The organism is Mycobacterium sp. (genome assembly GCF_035314665.1).
In the GTDB taxonomy this organism is placed as follows: domain Bacteria; phylum Actinomycetota; class Actinomycetes; order Mycobacteriales; family Mycobacteriaceae; genus Mycobacterium.
The window spans coordinates 1-19,041 of record NZ_DATFZD010000052.1 but is presented as its reverse complement, the minus strand read 5'-3'; the positions used below and the strand labels follow the sequence as shown (position 1 = coordinate 19,041).

At 64.8% G+C, this 19,041-nt stretch carries 19 protein-coding genes and 5 pseudogenes; 14 read left to right on the top strand and 10 right to left on the bottom strand.

Going from position 1 to position 19,041, the window contains the following annotated elements; all coding sequences use genetic code 11:
- Positions 1 to 212: pseudogene (locus VKI00_RS04045) on the bottom strand (hypothetical protein); the annotation flags it as partial.
- Between the two features lie 666 nt (positions 213 to 878).
- Between VKI00_RS04045 and VKI00_RS04040 the strand changes: the two are divergent.
- From VKI00_RS04040 to VKI00_RS04000, 9 genes and pseudogenes are all read left to right on the top strand, one after another.
- The gene (locus VKI00_RS04040) at positions 879 to 1,109 is read left to right on the top strand and encodes an NmrA family NAD(P)-binding protein (RefSeq protein WP_324435594.1); all 231 of its coding nucleotides are present in this window, start codon (positions 879 to 881) and stop codon (positions 1,107 to 1,109) included.
- A gap of 97 nt (positions 1,110 to 1,206) precedes the next feature.
- Complete coding sequence (locus VKI00_RS04035) at positions 1,207 to 1,437, top strand: NmrA family NAD(P)-binding protein (RefSeq protein ID WP_414687111.1); 231 nt, start codon at positions 1,207 to 1,209, stop codon at positions 1,435 to 1,437.
- Positions 1,431 to 1,748, top strand: a complete 318-nt coding sequence (locus VKI00_RS04030; protein WP_324435592.1) for a hypothetical protein — start codon at positions 1,431 to 1,433, stop codon at positions 1,746 to 1,748. The genes VKI00_RS04035 and VKI00_RS04030 overlap by 7 nt, the downstream gene beginning before the upstream one ends.
- Positions 1,749 to 1,855: 107 nt before the next feature.
- On the top strand, positions 1,856 to 2,686 hold the full coding sequence (locus VKI00_RS04025) for an NAD(P)-dependent oxidoreductase (RefSeq protein ID WP_324435591.1): 831 nt from the start codon (positions 1,856 to 1,858) through the stop codon (positions 2,684 to 2,686).
- Positions 2,687 to 2,705: 19 nt separating this feature from the next.
- Positions 2,706 to 3,053 carry a YciI family protein gene (locus tag VKI00_RS04020; protein ID WP_324435589.1) on the top strand — a complete coding sequence of 116 codons (348 nt, stop codon included), beginning with the start codon at positions 2,706 to 2,708 and terminating at the stop codon, positions 3,051 to 3,053.
- 868 nt (positions 3,054 to 3,921) lie between these two features.
- Entirely contained in the window at positions 3,922 to 4,512 is a 591-nt protein-coding gene (locus VKI00_RS04015; protein ID WP_324435587.1) for an HXXEE domain-containing protein, read from the top strand.
- 66 nt (positions 4,513 to 4,578) lie between these two features.
- Entirely contained in the window at positions 4,579 to 4,860 is a 282-nt protein-coding gene (locus VKI00_RS04010) for a type II toxin-antitoxin system Phd/YefM family antitoxin (RefSeq protein ID WP_324435586.1), read from the top strand.
- Between the two features lie 9 nt (positions 4,861 to 4,869).
- Positions 4,870 to 5,136 carry a type II toxin-antitoxin system RelE/ParE family toxin gene (locus VKI00_RS04005; protein WP_324435585.1) on the top strand — a complete coding sequence of 89 codons (267 nt, stop codon included), beginning with the start codon at positions 4,870 to 4,872 and terminating at the stop codon, positions 5,134 to 5,136.
- A 358-nt stretch (positions 5,137 to 5,494) separates the two neighbouring features.
- Positions 5,495 to 6,268: pseudogene (locus VKI00_RS04000) on the top strand (cytochrome P450); the annotation flags it as partial.
- A gap of 584 nt (positions 6,269 to 6,852) precedes the next feature.
- Here VKI00_RS04000 and VKI00_RS03995 read toward each other — a convergent pair.
- The 5 genes from VKI00_RS03995 to VKI00_RS03975 are packed head-to-tail and all read right to left on the bottom strand — an operon-like array spanning position 6,853 to position 11,554.
- Positions 6,853 to 7,419: a nuclear transport factor 2 family protein gene (locus tag VKI00_RS03995; RefSeq protein WP_324435584.1), complete on the bottom strand. Its 567-nt coding sequence runs from the start codon at positions 7,417 to 7,419 to the stop codon at positions 6,853 to 6,855.
- The gene (locus VKI00_RS03990; RefSeq protein WP_324435583.1) at positions 7,409 to 8,290 is read right to left on the bottom strand and encodes an SDR family NAD(P)-dependent oxidoreductase; all 882 of its coding nucleotides are present in this window, start codon (positions 8,288 to 8,290) and stop codon (positions 7,409 to 7,411) included. Before VKI00_RS03990 ends, VKI00_RS03995 begins: the two co-directional genes overlap by 11 nt.
- Positions 8,287 to 8,850: a nuclear transport factor 2 family protein gene (locus VKI00_RS03985; RefSeq protein WP_324435581.1), complete on the bottom strand. Its 564-nt coding sequence runs from the start codon at positions 8,848 to 8,850 to the stop codon at positions 8,287 to 8,289. The genes VKI00_RS03990 and VKI00_RS03985 overlap by 4 nt, the downstream gene beginning before the upstream one ends.
- Positions 8,851 to 8,868: 18 nt before the next feature.
- Positions 8,869 to 9,687 carry a TauD/TfdA family dioxygenase gene (locus VKI00_RS03980; RefSeq protein WP_324435579.1) on the bottom strand — a complete coding sequence of 273 codons (819 nt, stop codon included), beginning with the start codon at positions 9,685 to 9,687 and terminating at the stop codon, positions 8,869 to 8,871.
- A gap of 10 nt (positions 9,688 to 9,697) precedes the next feature.
- Positions 9,698 to 11,554 (bottom strand): NAD(P)/FAD-dependent oxidoreductase, encoded by a 1,857-nt coding sequence (locus VKI00_RS03975; protein WP_324435577.1) that lies wholly within the window; start codon positions 11,552 to 11,554, stop codon positions 9,698 to 9,700.
- A 263-nt stretch (positions 11,555 to 11,817) separates the two neighbouring features.
- On the opposite strand from VKI00_RS03975, the gene VKI00_RS03970 reads away from it, so the two are divergent.
- Together VKI00_RS03970 and VKI00_RS03965 are read left to right on the top strand one after the other, a co-directional pair.
- Positions 11,818 to 12,429, top strand: coding sequence for a helix-turn-helix domain-containing protein (locus VKI00_RS03970; RefSeq protein ID WP_324435575.1), 612 nt, complete (start codon positions 11,818 to 11,820; stop codon positions 12,427 to 12,429).
- Between the two features lie 9 nt (positions 12,430 to 12,438).
- Positions 12,439 to 12,618: pseudogene (locus VKI00_RS03965) on the top strand (IS110 family transposase); the annotation flags it as partial.
- A 233-nt stretch (positions 12,619 to 12,851) separates the two neighbouring features.
- Here the strand turns inward: VKI00_RS03965 and VKI00_RS03960 are convergent.
- From VKI00_RS03960 to VKI00_RS03945, 4 genes are all read right to left on the bottom strand, one after another.
- Positions 12,852 to 14,255 carry a wax ester/triacylglycerol synthase family O-acyltransferase gene (locus tag VKI00_RS03960; RefSeq protein ID WP_324435573.1) on the bottom strand — a complete coding sequence of 468 codons (1,404 nt, stop codon included), beginning with the start codon at positions 14,253 to 14,255 and terminating at the stop codon, positions 12,852 to 12,854.
- 179 nt (positions 14,256 to 14,434) lie between these two features.
- A complete protein-coding gene (locus VKI00_RS03955; protein WP_324435571.1) occupies positions 14,435 to 14,740 on the bottom strand; it encodes a hypothetical protein in 306 nt (101 codons plus the stop codon).
- A 206-nt stretch (positions 14,741 to 14,946) separates the two neighbouring features.
- Entirely contained in the window at positions 14,947 to 16,515 is a 1,569-nt protein-coding gene (locus VKI00_RS03950) for an AMP-binding protein (protein ID WP_324435569.1), read from the bottom strand.
- Positions 16,512 to 17,390, bottom strand: coding sequence for an SDR family NAD(P)-dependent oxidoreductase (locus tag VKI00_RS03945; protein WP_324435567.1), 879 nt, complete (start codon positions 17,388 to 17,390; stop codon positions 16,512 to 16,514). The genes VKI00_RS03950 and VKI00_RS03945 overlap by 4 nt, the downstream gene beginning before the upstream one ends.
- 106 nt (positions 17,391 to 17,496) lie before the next feature.
- Between VKI00_RS03945 and VKI00_RS03940 the strand changes: the two are divergent.
- The 3 genes and pseudogenes from VKI00_RS03940 to VKI00_RS03930 form a co-directional block, all read left to right on the top strand.
- A pseudogene (locus VKI00_RS03940) lies at positions 17,497 to 18,035 on the top strand (hypothetical protein); the annotation flags it as partial.
- Between the two features lie 108 nt (positions 18,036 to 18,143).
- Positions 18,144 to 18,560: pseudogene (locus VKI00_RS03935) on the top strand (IMP dehydrogenase); the annotation flags it as partial.
- A 61-nt stretch (positions 18,561 to 18,621) separates the two neighbouring features.
- On the top strand, positions 18,622 to 19,041 hold a 420-nt coding region (locus VKI00_RS03930), incomplete at its 3' end, for an NAD(P)-binding protein (RefSeq protein WP_324435565.1).

Sequence of the window (19,041 nt, the reverse complement as noted above, 5' to 3'; positions counted from 1 at the left end):
GTCGCGCGGAGCGTGACGCGCTGGTCTTTACCGCCTCGATCGTGTACCGAGACTTCCACGTCCACCTCGTCGGGGCTCCACCGTCCCAGGTGCGCCGCCAGGGGCGCCAACATCTCCGCTAGCTGCGGGCGCTCCTGCTCGTGAAAACCCGCGCCGACATGTAAAGTCCGCTCGTCGAAATCGTCCCGCCGCTCGTGGTCAGCTCTATCCACGTGGCCTCATCTCCAGATATCCCGTTCGACGGTAGACATATCACGTTCGACGGTAGACCCCGGCCCGGTGATCGCACCGATCGGCACCGCCATCGCGTTGGCAGGATGACGCCGACGCTAGTCGTCATCTGATCTGATCGCGCACGCCGCCGCAGGGGGCGCTTCGGTGACAACCGTCCTGACGATTCCCACGAGATGTCGCGTGAGCGATCAACGATCAATTTCTCGTTCGTCGACGCAGCCTCCGAGAAGCGACCCAGCTCTTCGCGCCCGCCTCTTTGGCGCGGGCCGCGCCAACCGCTTCTGGACCAGACCGGCTGTGCCCGTGCCCGATTCGCTTGTTATCCGTGACCGGAGCCGCAGCCGACGCCGGGGATGCAGCCGCTGCCGTTGTGTTTCGTTCGCGAGTTGGTGCACCTGCTGGAGTGGCGGCATTCATGGTGCGGCCGTTGGTCCACAATGTCGAGAACGGCCGCTCGGTTCCGTCCCCGGAGTGTCACCGACGACGATGTCCCCAGGACAGGAAAGGAACGTCATCATGAAATACCTGCTGCTCAAGCACTACCGCGGCGGACCGGCCCCGGCCGTCAATTGTGCACCGATGGATCAGTGGTCGCCCGAGGAAGTCGACGCGTTTAGAGCCACGATTCGAAGAGGAGCAAGACCATGCCGGTAGACGGAATCGTCGCCGTTGTCGGAGCCACGGGACGCCACGGCGGCGCGGCGGCGCGGGCGCTGCTGAGCGCGGGAGTGAGCGTACGGGCGCTGGTGCGTGACCCTGCGAAGCCGGCGGCTGCGGCACTGGCGTCGGCTGGTGCGCAGTTGGTGTTCGCCGATTTCGACGATCCGACACGCTGCGGGCGGCCTTTGATGGGGTGTCTCGAGTTTTTGCGATGACCACGATGGATTCTGGCCGGGAAACCGCGGACGGCATCGCCATCGCCGACGCGGCGAAAGCGGCATCGCCATCGCCGACGCGGCGAAAGCGGCGTCGGTGGGCCATCTGGTCTACACCTCGGTGGGCGGCGCCGAGCGCCACACCGGAATCCCGCATTTTGAAAGCAAGCCGCGCGTCGAGGAGCACATCGAAAGTATCGGGATTCCCGCGATTTTCGTGCGGCCCCCATTCTTTTACGAGAACCTGGTGGCCCGGCCACCCGCCCCTGAGGACGGAACCGTCGCGGTGCGTTTGCCGCTGCCCGACGGCATCCCCTGCAGATGGTAGCGGTCGAGGACATCGACGTCGTGGCCGCGGCGGTGGTCATCGACCCGGGTCGGGTGCCCTGCGGTGCGGTCGAGATCGCCGGCGACGAGTTGACTGGCTCACAGATCGCCGCGACCTTCGGGCGTCAGGCGGCGATGCCGGCACGCTACAAACCACTACCGCTGGACGCCGCCGGCGACGACGATCTGCGGGCGATGTTCGCGTGGTTCGCCAAACCGCCCGCCTATCAGGCCGATCGCGCGTTGACCGCCCAACTCGATCCGCGGGTGCAGACCTTCGAACACTGGCTGGCGCAGCATTGGTCTCCGTAGCACGCCGAGTCGGCCACGCCCAGCCCACATGTCTAAGGAGGTGATCTGATGACGGCAAACCCCAGTGCGGACGCTGCAGGCACCATCGGGGTGGTGGGTCTGGGGAGATGGGATTGCCCGTCGCGCAGCGGCTTCTCGCCGCCGGCCTCACCGTCGTCGGCTATCGGCGCAGCGGCGCGCCGCCGTCGTTTCTTCGCGCCGGCGGTCGGGCCGGCTCCAGCCCGGCAGAGGTGGCGCAGTCGTGCCCGGTGGTCGTGACGGTGCTGCCCTCCGCACAGGCGCTTGCCTCGGTGATCAGCCGCGAGCACGGCTTGGCGGCGGCGACCCGCGGCGGCGGGGTGTTGATCGAGATGAGCACCCTTCCCGAGGAAGCCAAGCGTGCCGCGGCCCGCCAACTGGGCGAGCGGGGTTGGGCAACGCTGGATTGCCCGATCAGCGGGCAGGCGGTGCTGTTCAGCAGCGGGCCCCGCGAGGCCCACGACCGGGTGCTGCCGCTGCTGACGGCGATCAGCTCCCGGGTGTACTACCTGGGCGAGTTTGGTCGCGGCACGCGGGCCAAATACACCGCGCATCTTCTGCTGGCCGGCCACAGCCTCGTTGCCGCCGAAGCCCTGGCATTCGCCCACAAAGCCGGCCTGGACTTGGCCGATGTGCTGGCGATGCTGTCGGGAACGATCGTGTCCTCGAACGTCTTTGACATGCGCGGTCCGCGGGTACTCGGCCCGGTTGGCAGCCACACCGGCGGGGCGCCGCTGCGCACGCTGGCCGCGTCGTTGGCCGAACTGCACGACTTCGCCGCACAGTGGGTGCCGACACGCCGGTGCTGGATCAGGCTCTCGAGCGCCTCGATCGCATGCCACCAGACAGCGACGACGAGCTGCTCGTGGCGTTCTTCGGCCAGCTGGCCGCCGCCGATGCTGCGGGCGGCGGAAACCTGACAGCACCCGAGGAGGAACAATGAACTGGTATTTGGTGCTTCGCCACGACCCGCACCCGATCACTGTGGACGACCCCCTGCTTGGGCAGCACTTGACCTGGATGCGCGCCCAACACGGTCACGGCACGATCGTCATGTCCGGACCGGCGCGAGATCGCAGCACCGGCCTGTACGTGGTGCGGGCGCACTCGCGGGACGACGCGGCCCGGGTCGCCGCCGAAGACCCCCTGGCGGCACATCGGCAGGCCCGCATCGAGATCATCGAGTGGGAGGTGCACCAGATCCTGGGCACCGGTCCCTTCGATGTGGAGTCCCTGCGCGCCATGGGTGTTCGTCGCTCGCGACCACGTCAAGGAAGGAGACGATGAGGACCACGAGCTCGCAGCGTTGCGGAGGTGGGCATGCCGATCAACTCGTTTGACGTTACGCAAACGTTCGCGCCGGTTCACTGACCAGCGGCTGGAGTATCTCAGCGCGCCGTGCACCCCGATTTGCGTGGCGCTCTTTTATCGTTACGGCATTCCGTCAAGAAGTTCGACGATTTCTCGCGCGCGATGGCGAAGGTGGCCCGCCGTCTCGAATTGCGGGGGCGGGCTCAGGTCGGCCAAGCTGTGGGCCACAGTCGACGACGCCCCGGGTGGCTCCCATCGGCATGACCCGCGCCGGCGATCAGTCCCCCGGCGGGGGCGCAGCACCGTTGGCCTGATCGTGCCGAGCTGATTCATCCGATGCATCATCGCTCTCAGATCTGCATGACGAGCGGGCTTCGGAAACTGTTGCGCTACTGTAGAACACGGCTGGCACCAACTAAGCGACTCCATCGACAAATATCGAAACATGCTGCGCGTAACGCAATAAAGAATACAGCGAGTTTTACTGGTAATTAAGCGTATTCGATTTCCGCATATTCGTCGGTGGGCGTTGGGGACGAGCTCCGCGCTCGGTGTACGGGATGCTCATCGGCGACCGATGCGATGACCGCTAGCGATACGTCGACATCCACAACCCAGCGATCCACCCCGCTCCTACCTATGTCAATACCGTCGACGTATGTCAGGCGGGCGGGCTGATATTTCGGAGTCCACGCCGCACCTTTGGATTTCGAGTTCGAATCGGCCTACCGTGGTGAATCCACCCAACTCGGGCAGGGATTGCGACCGCCATGGGGCCTCGGCGAGCCACCACCCGATCGTCGCCGATCGTGCCTGCGGTCTATGTGCGTGTGAGGAGCGGATGGTGTTGAAGTGGCTTGAGCGGTACTGGCCGATTTCGACGATCTTCTTGGCCGTGTACGTGACGATGCTGTTGGTGCTGTTTATCCTGAGATCGGACTTCCCGCTGTTCCTCATCTGGGCCCAACTGCCGGTGTACTTCCTGCACCAGTTCGAGGAGTATGTGTTCCCCGGTGGCTTCAAAGAGTTCTTCAACACGAAAGTGCTGGGCTCGCCGCTTGCGGAGGAGCCGCTCAACGCGCGTGTGTCGGTATGGATCAACGTGCCAGTCGTGTATGTCGCATTTCCCATTTCGGCGGTTCTGGCCACGACGGTCGGCCTGCCGTTCGGGCTGTGGATGGCTTACTTCTCGGTCATCAATGCGCTCTCGCATGTGGTGATGTTCGTCAAACTGGGATACAACCCTGGCTTCGTTGTGAGCCTGCTTGTCAACATCCCAGTCGGGATCTACACGATCGTGTACCTCTCGGCGCATGAGCTCGTCTCGCCGATGGTGCACGTCGTGTCAGCCGGGATCGGCCTGGCGGTCCAAGCAGCGCTCATGATCTACGGCTTCGGCGTCCTCAAGCCGCGACTGCGGACTTCGGCCACTTGACATAAGAAACGTTATGTCCTTTATTCAGGCCTTTCACGGGGCTATATAAAAGCCTACACTTGCCCTATGCGGATCCTCCCGATTTCGAAGATCAAGGACAAGCTGAACGAGTACGTCGACGCTGTTGCGCTGACCCAGGAGCAGATCACGATCACCAAGAACGGCGCGCCGGCGGCCGTTCTTGTCGGCGCCGACGAATGGGAATCGCTGCAGGAGACGTTGTACTGGCTCTCACAGCCCGGCATCAAGGAGTCCATCGCCGAAGCCGACGCCGACATTGCGGCCGGCCGGACCTATGGCGAAGATGAGATCCGCGCCGAATTCGGTGTGCCGCGCGCAGAGAGCTGACCGGCGGCGGTGGCCTATACGGTTCGGTTCACCGCCACGGCCCGCCGGGACCTCAACCGGCTCCCGCCGCGCGTGTTGTCCGCTGTCATCGAATTCGCCTTCGGGGACCTGTCACAGGAACCGCGCCGCGTCGGCAAGCCGCTACGCCGCGACCTGGCTGGCAGCTTCAGCGCCCGCCGCGGCCCGTACCGCATCCTGTACCGGCTTGACGAGGAGCACAGCCTCGTATCGATCCTGCGGGTTGACTACCGCGCGGACGTGTACCGCCCGCGGTAGCAGACCATCGGGGCTGTGCATGGCGCCGAACATCATGTCCAGGGCATCGTCGAGCTCGCTGTGCAGCTGGCCCAGCCCGCTACTTGACCTCAACGATGGTTGAGCCTTTAGCGTGGTTTCAGGTCGGCCCGCGTCCGTGCCCAGGCAGCGGCCTTCATTGTCGAAGCTGGCGGGGTCGACTTTGATACGGAGGTTTACGGACAGTGGTGTAACCCGTTGCAGCGCTGAACATACCGACTTGTACGCCGACGTTGAGTCGGTGAAGGGAGACGTCAATGGCTCAATCACACCGACCGGTCATCGCCGCGACGGCGCACGCCGAGGAAGCGCATCGTGCGGTCAGCGCGCTCGTTGCGGAGTTGCTGAACAGAACCAGGAGATGGCTCTGGACCTGCTGGCCAATATCAACGAGATCCGGGAACACCCCCGGCCGGGGCTGGTCAATGCGCTGGTCACCATGCGCATCGACGGTGAGCCGGCCCCCGACATCGAGCTCCTCGGAATGCTCACCCTGATCATCGGCGGCGGGTTCGACACCACCACCGCGTTGACCGCGCATTCACTGGAGTGGCTCTCGGAGAACCCCGACCAGCGCGACCGGCTCAGCCGCGAGCGAGACACCCTGCTCGATTCGGCCACCGAGGAGTTCCTGCGCTTCTACACACCGGCACCCGGTGATGGGCGCACGTTCTCCGAAGAGGTCGAGATCGAGGGGACACAGTTCAAAGAGGGCGAACGACTGTGGATCTCCTGGGCGATGGCCAACCGTGACCCAGCGATCTTCCTTGATCCCAACACGCTGATTCTGGACCGAAAAGGCAATCGCCACTTCAGCTTCGGCATCGACGTGCACCGCTGCATCGGGTCGAACGTGGGGCGAACCGTCTTCAAGTCGATGCTCACCGCCATGCTGGATCGGATGCCCGACTGCCGCTGCGACCCCGAGGGCACGGTGCACTACGAAACCATCGGCGTGATCCAGGGCATGCGCCATCTGCCGGCCACCTTCACCCCCGGTCCCCGGCTCGGCCCCGGTCTCGACGAAACCCTGGACAAACTCCAAAAGAACTGCGAAGCAAAGGAACTGGCCCGCCCCATCACCGAACGCAAAGAAACAGCACGGATCGACTAACCTCGATCCTTCGTGGTCGCGGGCTCTCCGGTTCCAGGTTGATGTCCCCTGCCCGGCAGAAGGACCAGTTCAGCCTGCGTTGCTTTCCCAGATACCACGTCATCGACATGCGGTGCGGCCTGCCGATTCAGGTCGGGGTTCCAGTCCCGATTCGGTAGATACCGCTGGTGACCGCGACATCAACGCAGACGCACTCCCCGCGGATCGATACGCCGTGATTACTCAGCGCGGCCATCTTGACCAGCTGATGGCAGCCCCCAGCTGACATGGTCGCACGATCACGGTTTGCGGTACGACCGCCAGATCACGGTGAGCACCGGGCTGGCTGACCCCCAGAAAAATGGGTTAATGCATTTCCGCTGATCGGCGGCGTCAGGCGACAGTTGTTGGCGCGGCGGGACGTGCACCGACGCGCAGATCGTTCACCACCGCTCGTAACGTGTGGTCACAAAGCAGGGCTCCCCGACGGCGAATAGCGGGACTTGTCTCCATCGATTAACCCGTTGCCGGCCTGTCGGGTCTGTAGAAGCGGAACAGGATCTGGAATTGGCCGTGGGGCTTGTTGCCAGGTTGGCCTGCCGCTTTCAGGCGTCAGACACGTCGCTGAGCGGGGTGCGCCTCTCGCGCTGGTTGACCAGCGGCCGTTCGTAAGACGGATCCGCCCTGCTGCGCGATGGTGTGCCGTTGCAGTGGATGTCGGGCACCTCGGCGAACGGGAGCGGCATGGTTGGGATCATCCCCGACCATTCGATGGCGTTGGTCCTGACCGCGATCCGCCATGCTCCATTGCGCAGTTCCAGCCGGTCGAAGTAGCGCCCCCCGGCGATCCAGTTGGTCTCGTCGCGGTTGCGCCCGACGAATAGGTAATAGGTCTCGCAATGTGCGATATCGCGATCTATCTCGCAGGTGTTGTTGAGCAGGTTGTGGTGCGTTGCGAACTGCCCCTGCTCGTGCATCGCCGACGCCCATTCGTAGAGATCTACTGGGCCTCCAACGAAATCGCCTGCAGCGATCACCGCGTCCTGATGAAAAGCGGATAGGAAGAGTTCTCGGTCAAATCGGTCCATGCCGCGGCTGAATCTGGTGAGGCAGTCGAGGATGTCTTGGCGATCGAGGAGCTGGTCCATCCGTTCGAGCCGGTCAGCGTCCATGGCGGCCCTCGGTGATCGGCCTCCAGATCGGTGCGCCGCGTTCGGCCCGCAGCGAGGGAATGACTTTGCCGTCGATGTCGGTGATCCCGTAGTCCTGGGCGACCTCGGCGGTGATGAAGGTACCTCCTGACCGCTTCATCACGTCAGGATCGGCGACCAGCGCGGCGATGACTCGACCGGGAAATTCCGGGGTGCAGCCGACGGCAGGATTGGTGACGGTCAGCTTTGTCATCTCAGGATTGCACGTCAGATTGTGCTGCGCCCGCTCGGTGAGGGTGAGTCCCTGCCACAGGGAGAGCGACGCGACGTTGTGCGGTTCGAGCTCGATGGCCATGTCCCGCGCCATCCTGTCGACCGCAGCCTTGCATAGCCCAAAGACGACACCGTAGGTGTAGGTCACCCCGACGTAGCCCGAGATGGCGACGATGAGCCCCGACTGCTGCAGGACCATGATCTGGGCCGCATGCGAGGCAGCGACGTAATTGGAGCGGACGCCGACATCGACCATGTCCCAATTGCACAGCGGCTTTTCCCAGAATGGTCTGGGGTCGGTCAGGTCCTCGGGGAGGGCGAAGGCGTTGTTGACCAGGATGTCGAGCCTGCCTTCCTCGCGCCGGACTTGATCGAAGAGGGCCGCGACCTGTTCGTCATCGGCATGGTCGACCTGGACTGCGACTCCGTTGCCGCCGCGGCGATCGACCTCCGCCGCCGTCTCGACCACCGTGCCGGGCAGCGGGTGAGAGCCTGGCGCCACCGTGCGCCCGGTGACGTAGACAGTGGCCCCCTCCGCCCCGAGCGCCAGGGCAATACCCTTGCCGATCCCGCGGCTGGCGCCAGTCACCACTGCGACTTTGCCTGTCAGCATCCTCATTTGGGAGTACTGCCGCGCTGTTCCGGCCATCGCTCGCCGAAGAATGTTTCGCTGTAATCACCGACGGCCCGGCCCGAGTAGTGGTCTGCGCTGAATGGCATGCCGATCACGCCCTGCGACCAGTCGATCGACTGACCCAGATCCTGGTACCAGTCGTAGAGCATCGTGCGCTGCGCGATCCGCCACTCACCGCCACGCCTTTCCATCCGGTCGAGGTATCGGCCGCCGATGACCGTATCGCGGTGCTCGTCTCCCATCGCCAGGCGATGGTAGGACATCACGTGGGTTTCGACGAGAGCCGTATCGCTCCTCAGCTCAATCACGCTCTGGCCCAGTACATGCTGCGTTGCCTGGATTTCCGGCGAGCCGGGCACAACCCAGGCGAGGTATTCCTCGAAGGAGCCGACGAACACGCCGTGATCGATCGTCGAGTCGGGCCAATACGATGCAGAAATGAGTTCGGCGTTGCGGCGATCCTCGCCGCGGGCGAGGCGGCCGATACGGTCGCGGATCATCTCGCGCTCGAGCAAATTTCTCAGTTCCGCTGTGACGGCGTCCATTCCGATCCCTCTCACCCGTTAGGCGAAGGGTTCCTCACCCTTGAGCTTGGTCCGATTCAGCAACCTGCCTGAGTCGGGATCGTAGGGCATGGCGCGATGCATGGTGCCGGTGTTGTCCCAGATGACGAGGTCCCCAACCGACCATTGGTGACGGTAGACGAACTGCGGTTGTGTGGCCCAATCACGCAGCTGTACGAGCAATTCGGCGCTCTTTTTGAAATCCATGTCGACGACGTGGCGCGCTGTGCAGCCCAAGATCAGGGACTTGCGGCCCGAACGATGAGTCCACACCAGCGGCAACTCCCGGTCCCCGATTGCCATCATGCGTCGCAGGGATTCGAGACTGGGCTCGGGATCGTAGTAATACAGCGTGTTCCACGCCGAGTGCATCACGCGCAGTCTTTCGAGCTCCCACTTATCCCCGTCTGACAGATCCTCGTAGGCGGCGTATGTGTTGCAGAACTCGGTGTCACCACCACCGCTGGCCGGAAGCACCTTGCTCGACAGCAACGACGCGAGAATTGGTACCTCGTTCATTGTTCCGTCGATGTGCCAGTACAGCGAGCCCTTCAGGTAGTCGGCCTGCTGATTGACCTGCGTATCCAGCGTGACGTTGTAGACCTGCTCCCCCCGAAGTTCGGGCGCCAAGCTACCCAGCGTCTGCGTAAAGGCGACCTGCTCGTCATCGGTGAAACCGATCCGTGGAAAGACCAGCACGCCCCGGTGTTCGAGCAACTCACGCAGCCTCGCGGCGTGGACGCCGCTCAGCAGCTCGTCTTTGTCCGCCAGGACCTCGGTCGCTGTCCGGGGCGTGATATCCCTCGTCGCGATCGTCATCACAGTCTCCTCATCGTGTTCCGAGGACAAGGCCATCGAGATCGCCCTTGCCGCGCCATTCAGCCAGCAACTCGCCGAAGGCATAGAAGCCAGGCCCAAAGGGTTCGCCCAGATGTGACCGGATTCCCTCTCCGCCGCCACCGCCTTCATTGTTGTAATAGCCTGGCGTGCATTCGAGCTCGAATTGTGTATTGGGGACGGCGGTCTCCCGGATGACTCTGCGCCATTCGTCCTGAGCCTCCTGGCTGGGCTCCACCGCGGTGGCACCGCGCGCCAGCGCTGCAGCGATGATGTAGGCGATGTGCTCGCCTTGCTGCTCGTACATCGCGCTGTTGCTCGCCGCCACGCCCGCCTGAGTGAAACCCATGAAGAACTGGTTGGGAAAACCATGGCTGGTCATCCCGTGGAGCGTCTTGTAGCCGTCCCGCCACTGATCGAAGAGCGACAGGCCCTCGCGACCCTCGATCGCATCGATCGCGTAGCGGCGGCTGATCTCGGTCGTGATTTCAAAGCCGCTGGCGAAGATGATGCAGTCGACCTCATATTCGACGCCGCCCGCGACGACCCCCTTTTCGGTGACCCGTTCGACACCTTTCGTCTGCGACACATCGACCAGCGTGACGTTGCTGCGGTTGAAGGTCGGCAGGTAGTCGTCGTTTGAGCAGGGCCGCTTGCACAAGAACCGGTAGTAGGGCTTCAAGGCCTCGGCCGTCTGCGTGTCCTCGACGATGTCATCGATGCGGCGCCTCAACCGTTCCATCACCTGGTAGTCCACCTGCTCGCGCAGTTCGGTGAGCTGCTCGGCAAACAGTGCGGCGGGATCGTCCATCTCAGCGAGCTTTGCGGCCATATTGCGGCCCACTTCGGTCCAGAAGTCGCAGACGAAGTCGGGCCGACCCGGCACAGGCGCTTCGAAGGCCCAGGCGTGGAAGTTGCGTTGCCGTTCCTTCTGCCAACCCGGCTTCAACGACTTCACCCATTCGGGATCGGTGGGTTGGTTGTTCCGCTGGTCGACAGATGACGGCGTGCGCTGGAACACATACAGGTGCTCGGCGTGCCGGCCCAGGAACGGAACCACCTGAACGGAGGTCGCGCCCGTGCCAATGATCGCCACTCGCTTGTCTGCCAGCTTGTCCAGCCCACCGCTCGCGTCCCCGCCGGTGTACTCGTAGTCCCACCGTGACGTATGGAAACTATGGCCCTTGAAGTCCTTGATCCCCGGGATGCCGGGCAGCTTCGGCCGGTTGAAGGAACCCGACGCCATCACCACGAAGCGGGCGCGCATGTCGTCACCGCGGTTGGTGCTGACCCGCCAACGCTTGATCGGCTCATCCCAGCGCAGGGTGCGGACCTGAGTGGAGAAGATGGCGGAATCGTAGAGACCGAAGTGCTTACCGATTCGCCGGCAATGCTCATAAATTTCGGCGCCATCGGCGAATTTCTTGGTCGGCATGTAGTTGAGTTCTTCGAGCAGCGGCATGTAGCAGTACGCGTCGTTGTCGCATTGGATCCCGGGGAAACGGTTCCAGTACCAGACGCCCCCGAAGTCTCCACCCATTTCAATGATCCGCACATCCTCGACGCCGACCTTCTTCAGCGCGACCGCCGACAGCAAACCGGCGAAACCCCCGCCGAGAACGGCAACGTCGACCTCCTCGGAGATCGGGTCGCGGACCATTGGTGGTGTGTGCGGATCGACTTCGGCGTACTCGGCGAATTCGTTCGCCAACTCCACGTACTGCTTCGAACCGTCCGTGCGCAGTCGCTTGTCACGCTCCTGGCGGTACCTTTCCCGCAGCGCGGGAAGATCGATGTCGTCAGGCGTCTGCGTCGGACAGCAACTTTCGGTGGGCGATTGGCTCGGCACGTGCCTACCTCACCGAGGCCGCAGATGACCGCTGCGCGATGTCGAGGTCAGGGTAGTGCTGCGTCCACGAACCTCCGCGAGCTTCTCAAGATGGCCCATCTACAGCCTCTCTGTGCATGAGAATCGGCGGCCGATCCTGCGCCGCTGGTACCCGAGATGCTAGCCGATCGTAAAGTGAAATGCTAGTCGATCGTAAAGTTGAGTACTTGCCGATCGACAAGTAGTGTGCTTAGCGATCGAGTAGACGATGAGGAAGGGACGGCATGACCGCACCCGCATTGGACAATGCCGGTTGGCCGACCGATACCCGGCAACGTCTTCTCGATGTCGCTCTGGCACTGTTCATCCGGCACAGTTTCGCCGGTACCTCGCTGCAAATGATCGCCGACGAACTGGGGTTCACCAAGGCCGCGATCTACTACCACTTCCGTACACGCGAACAGCTGCTGATCGCCGCGATGGAGCCGATCCTGCATCAAATTCGACCCGTCATCGAAGCCGCGGACCGGCAACGCACCGCGCACGCCCGAGCAGAGTCGATGTTGAGCGGTTACGCGGATGTCGTTGCCAGGAACCGGTCGGTCGCTGCCGTCTTGACCTCCGACCCCAGCGTCCGCGGTGTGTTAAGGGACCAACCCGAATGGAGCGATGTGATCGAGCGCCAGATGGCCTTGCTCGCAGAGCCGGAACCCGGGCCCGCCGGCATCATCAAGGCCACAGCCATCCTGACCGGATTGGCTGGGGCGGCAGCGGGCGCAGCGGCCGATATCGACGAGGACTCCCTGCGCCAGCAGTTTCTGGATATCGGCCGACGCGTGCTCGGTCTGCGCACACCGCGGCGCCACAGAGTCGACGCTGCAACACTTTCCCGCTGAACGCCGGACGCGATCTCCACCAGCCCCGGCGCACAGGCGCTCTATGACCGGCACCGCGGCGCTGGCGACACCCACCAGCTTCGCACCCTGGGCAACCGACTCGTGGGCATCCTGCACGGCTGCCTGCGCCACGACACCCCACTACGCCGAACAACCGCCTGGGTCCACCGCATGCCGTCGGCGGCTTGACAAGTTACAGGCCTGGGATGTCTACACAGCAGCAGCAATCACCGGTCTCGAAGTCTGCCGACGCCCATTGCTGGCCCGCAGGGTCGTTGGCGCTCGTGGGTCGCTACCGCGATATGCCCGAATGAGACCAGAGCCCCGTCGCCGTCCTGGGCGGGTCGCGGAGGATGTGGGAGAGATCGATTGAAGTGATCTTGAGCTGACCGCCGGCTGCGGCGGCTCGAGGTGGCGGTCGTTCAGGAAAACGCGCGCTTTGGACCCGCCGGCTGCTTCCCCGCCGCCTCCGTCAGTTCCTGATAGGCCTGCAGCGTGTGGCGCGCGAGCTCCGTTAGGTCGTCAATCGCCGCGGCGTTTGCGACGAACCCGAAGTCCATGCGGTCGTGGTAGGAGGTAAGCGTGGCGTTCAGCCCGATGGAGGCGGCAAGCGCGGAGACCGGATAGATGCCAAGCAGGCGTGCACCGTTGAGGTACCGGGGCTCCTTCGCGCCCGGCACATTGGAGATAACGAGGTTGCAGGCAGGGTGCGTAACCCGGTCCAGGTGTGTCGATGCTGCCAGGCCAGCGAGCGCGATGAGTCCGACCGCGTAGGTCATCGCCGCGTCGTTCGACATTCTGCCCAGCTCCTTCTTGGCCGTGGCGATCGAGTCCACCACCTGCCGGATTCGCTCCGGTGCGGTCGTGCCGGGCTCGCCGAGTCGCACGAACATCGCCGACACCCGCGTGCCGATCGCCGTATCGCCCTCGGCACGCAGCGACAGCGGACACATCGCGATGAACGGGTGCGCGAAGGCGCGGCCGGTCTCGCGCAGGTAGGCGTGCAGCCCGGCGTCGACCACGGTGACGGCCACGTCGTTGAGGGTTGCCCCGAAGTGCCGGGCGACCTCGTGCATCTCCTCGAGCGGCAGCGAAAGCGTCGCGAATCTCCGCCCCATTTGCAGCGGCTCGTTGGTCGGGGCGTGCTGCGCGGTGAACGGCAGGCTGCCTTCGAGATGCGAGCCCACGAGCCCGGCGAGCGTCTTGCGCAGCGCGCCGATCGAGACCTGGTTGAGTGCCTCGACCTGCGTGACCGCCGCGCGGATCGAGTCGGCGATTCGCCGCGCGACCGGTGTCGGCGGGTGCGGCGCGGGTGCCGGCAAGCCGAGCGCAAAGCCGGGCTTGGGGACCGTGTGTCGATCGGACGTGCCCAGCCCGGCGTACAGTCTTTTCAGGCCGGATTCGCCGTCGATGATGGAGTGATGGCTCTTCGTGTAGATCGCGAACATGCGCCCCGGTACCCCATCGAGCACCCAGCAGCGAAACAGCGGGCGGTCGCGATCGAGTTTCGGCTCGTGCAGATCGGCGACCAGCCGCAGAAGGTCGTCGTAGCAGGCTCCGGCGGGCAGCGCCAGATGCTGGATGTGGTAGTGCGGGTCCCAGCTCGCCACCTCCCGGAAATGGGGGGCGCCACCTCCCAAGAGTTCCGGGACATAGTTGAACGGCGGCGCCGGCGGGTACGCCCGGTACGCCTCCACGATCTCGCGCACGATGGGCGTGCGGCCCGCCGGTTTTTTGAACAGCAGCATCGCCCCGACGTGCGTCGTGCTGGTCGGTGACTCGATCAGCAGCCATGACAGGTCCAGCGGCGGAATCGGTTTGGTCATAGTGCAGGCCTCCGGACATATTGGTGCTTCCGCTCAAGAATCCGAACCGTGACGGAGATTTTCCTCGCCGGAGATCATTGGTAACGAGGGCATTAGGGCCTCGCTCCGGCGGTCGAAAGTCGCTTAGATCACTTGGCAATAAGCCATCGGTCAAGGACTTAGGGCCGCACCAACTCCGCCTACTGTCGCATCGACCCCATGGTCGCGGCCGCGACATCACCGGCGTGGGCGCGTTCGTGTGAGCGGCGCTCAGGCCGGCGAGCACGCCACTCGACTTCGCTGCGCACGGCATCACGCGCCGACGGGTGGTCGAGCACCGCAGCCCGCGGGCACAGAGGGCTCAACCATACCCTGCACGACGGGCACGCCGCCGCCGGCTCCTCGGGCGTCGACACGTGCACCACTCGCATCCGGTCCGACAAACGCTCGACACGCTCGACCTTCACTCCTGGCAGCCCAAACAACAATGTCGTACCGTCGGACACGGCCTTGGTTCCCTTCGTTCGCCTGAATGCTTCGCAACTTTTCAGACTTCAGAAGGCCAAGGGCCTCCAACTTCGACGACACGCCCATGAGAGCGAAATCACAACTGCCCGATTAAGTTTGAAGAGCCGGCATGACCCAGATGCGGGTCCGGCATGGTCAGCTTTGGCGCCGAATCGGGATGCGCTGGCGCCAGCAGCGTCGCCCGTCATGTCGGCAGTTCGTTTCGCAGCACCTTGCCGGTGGGATTGCGTGGGATCTCGGCGACGACGGTGATGTCCCGCGGTTCTTCGAAGCGAGACACCTTGTCCTTCAGGTACTCCCGCAGTTTGGCTTCGTCGATGTCGGCGCCCGGGCGGGGGACGACGAACGCAGCGAGCCGCTGGCCGAAGTCCTCATCCGGGACACCGATCACCGCGTGGTCGGCCAGGTCGGGATGTTCGCCGAGCGCGTTCTCAACCGCGCGGGGGTAGACGTTCTCTCCACCGGAGACGATCATGTCGTCTTCGCGGCCGACGATGAACAGTCGCCCCGCCTCGTCGAAGTAGCCCATGTCCCCGGTGTCCGTCATCCTGGCGACCACATCCTTGCCACTGCCGCCGGTGTAGCCGTCGAACGTCAGGCCACCACCCACGAACACCCGCCCGATGACGTGCGGCCCGACGGGACTGTGGTTCTCGTCGAAAATTTCGACCGGACAGCCGGCGACCAGCCGGCCAACCGTTTCCGGTGCCTCCCGTAGATCGGCGGGCGTCGCAAACGACCCGATGCCGACCTCCGAGGAGCCGTAGCCGTTGTAGAGGATCTCGCCGTAGGCGTCCATGAATCGCTGCGCCAGGCTCGGATCCAGGCGTGCCGCGGCGGAGATCACCACGCGTAGCGACGGAACCGGGTTTCGCGCCCGCACCTCGTCCGAAAGGTCAAGAATCCGGGCGAGCATGACCGGGACCGCGGCGAGCGCGTGCGCGCGATGCAACGACGCCTGCGCGAGCGTTGCTTCGGCGTCGAACCGGCGTCTCGTCAGCAGCGTGCCGCCGAGTATAACCGTGAGCAACAGCATCCCGAACCCGAACGCGTGAAACATGGGCACCGGCACGGCAATTCGGCTTCCAGCGCGCAGCCCGATGCGGTCGAGGAACACGACTCCAACACCCAGTACCGGGGTGATACTGGGTGTGCGCGGCACACCCTTGGGTGTGCCCGTCGTGCCGGACGTCAGGAGCACGATCCGACCGGGCGGCCCAGCCTTCGGCCGTGGCTCGCGCTCGTCGATCTCAAGCGCCGCGAGATCGACGACGGCGACGGCCTCGTCTGCCGCATGCACCCGGTCGACGAATTCGTCGTCACAAATCACGGTTTGGATCCGGTGCGCGCCGAACGCGGTCGCCAGCGCGGCGGTGCGGAAATCGGTGTTGAGCAGCACCACGTCGGCACCGACCGACGCCGCCGCGAACACCGCCCGCATGAAGCCGCGCCCGTTGCGGCACAGGATGCCGACCCGGACCCCGGGTCCGACGCCGTGGCGGTAGACCAGCGCGGCCGCGAGGGATTCGATGAGGGACCGCAGCTGGCCGTAGCTCAGCGCGCCGTCATCGTCGATCACCGCGGTCCGGTCCGGCCAGCGAGCCGCCGCGATCGCCATCCCAGTAGCCGGGTTCGCACGACCTCGAACTGCCTCACGCACGATGCGCAACATCGTCAGCGGCCCAGCGGGCGCAAACAATCCCGATCGCAGCACCACCCGGGCCGCGGCGGTGACGATGTTCGCGGCCGTCATCGCTGAATCCCCTGAGCGCTTGGGGAATCGGTGGAGAACCGATACAACAGCCTCATCCCGACCTCCAGCGGCCCGGGCAGCAGCATCGAGCTGATTTCGACCGGCCACACCCACAACGGCTGCACCGTGCGGGGCCGTTCGATGATCGCCTTCGCGACGATGTCGGCGGCCTGCTCCGGATACAGGCCCGGCAGCCTGCGCAGGATCGGCGTGGGTGCGCTCATCCGGGTGTGCATCAACGTCATGTACACCGAGGTCACATGCACGCCGTCGGCGCGCAGCTCCGGTGCGACGCTACGCAACCAGACATCGAACGCGGTTTTGGACGCCAGGTAGGTGCCCCAGCGTGGGCCTGGTGCGGTGCGCACACCGAGCGTCGAAATGTTCACGATGTGCCCGCTGCCGCGCCGCCTCATCGCGGGAAGCAGCCCGAGCAGCAACCGGACCGGGCCGAGGTAGTTGACGTCGATGGTGCGGTCGAAATCCTGCGGCCGGTCGTACTGCAGATGCAGCGACCGCCGGATCGACTTGCCGGCGTTGCTGACGACGACGTCCATCGGGCCATGGTTTTCGGTGAGCCTCTTCGCCAGTGCAGCGACCGCCGTCAGGTCGGTCAGATCGGCCGGGTACGCGGCTGCGCGGCCGCCGCCCGCGTTGACCGACGCCGCGAGGGCTGCCAGCCTGTCCGCAGAACGGGCGACCAGCAGCACGGTCGCCCCGGCCGCCCCGAGCTTGCGCGCGGTGGCTTCGCCGAGTCCGTAGGAGGCACCGGTCACCAGCACGGTCTTGCCGGACACCGCGGCGCGCAGCCGGTCCGGATCCGACACCCGCGGTGGATTGACGATCTTGTCGAAAGCTTTGGCTACCAGGTTCATTGGACTGCCTTATCGGGACGAGTCGCAGCATAGTCCCACAGTAACGCACTCATCGAGCCTGAGACGGCGTCGCAGATGTCGACCGGGTGGAGGTTGCCACCAACAGCAGGGCTGGCTCGAAAAGCCCCCAGGGGTTCTTCGCGGCACCCCCGCCGCTAACCGACGTCGCGGTCAGGCCGGTGACCAGCCTGGGGCGCAGCTACCAGCGCCTGTTCTTCGACAGCGAGTATGAGCCCTGGGCGGGCGAACCGGGCCGGCAACGGTGGCTGAGCTACACCGCCAATGACCGGGAGTACGGCTTGATGTTGCGGCATCGCGAGCCGCGACCATGGCTGGTGTGTGTGCACGGCGCGGAGATGGGACGGGCCGCCCTCGACCTCGCGCTGTTTCGTGCCTGGCATCTGCACTCCGATCTCGGCCTGAATGTCGTGCTTCCCGTCTTTCCCCTGCACCGCCCCCTAGGCGGGGCCTGCCGCAGGGCGCCGCGTTCCCCGGTGAGGACGTGCTCAACGTGGTCCACGGTGCGGCTCAGGCCGTGTGGGATATCCGGCGCCTGCTGTCGTGGATCCGCTCCCAGGAGCCTGACTCGATGATCGCGCGAACGGCATCTCCCTCGGCGGTTACCTCACGGCGCTGGTCGCCAGCCGGAAGACGAGTAGCAGACCAGGCGATGATCATGGATAACGCAAAGCGGTGGCCTCGCCGCAGCACCGCCTGTGGTTGCGGGGCGGTTCGCGTCGGTTGCCGATCGAGCGCGAATATCTCGATGAGACCGGCGACCGGTATCCGCATGTGCTGGCCGACGGCGACATCCACACTTCCGGCGATCTTGCGAAGGCGATCGCCTGTGGCGCCGGCGCGGTGGTGCTGGGCACCCCGCTGGCGGCCGCGGCCGAGGCGCTCGGCGAGGGGTGGCTCTGGCCGGCCGCGGCCACGCAGCCGTCATTGCCGTGTGGTGCGCTGCTGCAGGTCGCTACCGGTGAGCGGCCGCCGCTGACGCAGGTGTTCATGGGCCCGTCCGACGACCCGTTCGGGACGCTGAACCTGGTCGGCGCGCTGCGCCGGTGGATGGCCAAGGCCGGCTACTCCGACCTCAAGGAATTGCAGAAGGTCGGCTTGACCTGGGGAGTTAGCGAACAGAGCGCATGCGCCGAGATTGACGCCACGTAGGGTCCTTTTCGCACTTTTCCTGCATATCGTCAATCTCGAGATTGAAGTTCATACTGTTCCGATGCAACCTGACTACGGCGTCCTGATCATCGGTTCGGGTTTCGGGGGGAGCGTCACCGCGCTGCGATTGACCGAGAAGGGTTATCGCGTCGGGGTGCTCGAAGCCGGCCGCCGGTTCGCCGATGACGAGTTCGCGAAAACCTCCTGGCGCCTGCGCAAGTTCCTGTGGGCGCCGAAGCTGGGCATGTACGGCATTCAGCGAATTCACTTGCTGCGCAACGTCATGATCCTGGCCGGCGCCGGGGTGGGCGGCGGGTCGCTGAACTATGCCAACACGCTCTACGTGCCGCCCGAGCCGTTCTTCAAAGACCGGCAGTGGTCGCACATCACCGACTGGCGGGCCGAGCTGATGCCGCACTACGAGCAGGCCCAGCGGGTGCTCGGGGTGGTGCGCAACCCGACGTTGACCGACGCCGACCGC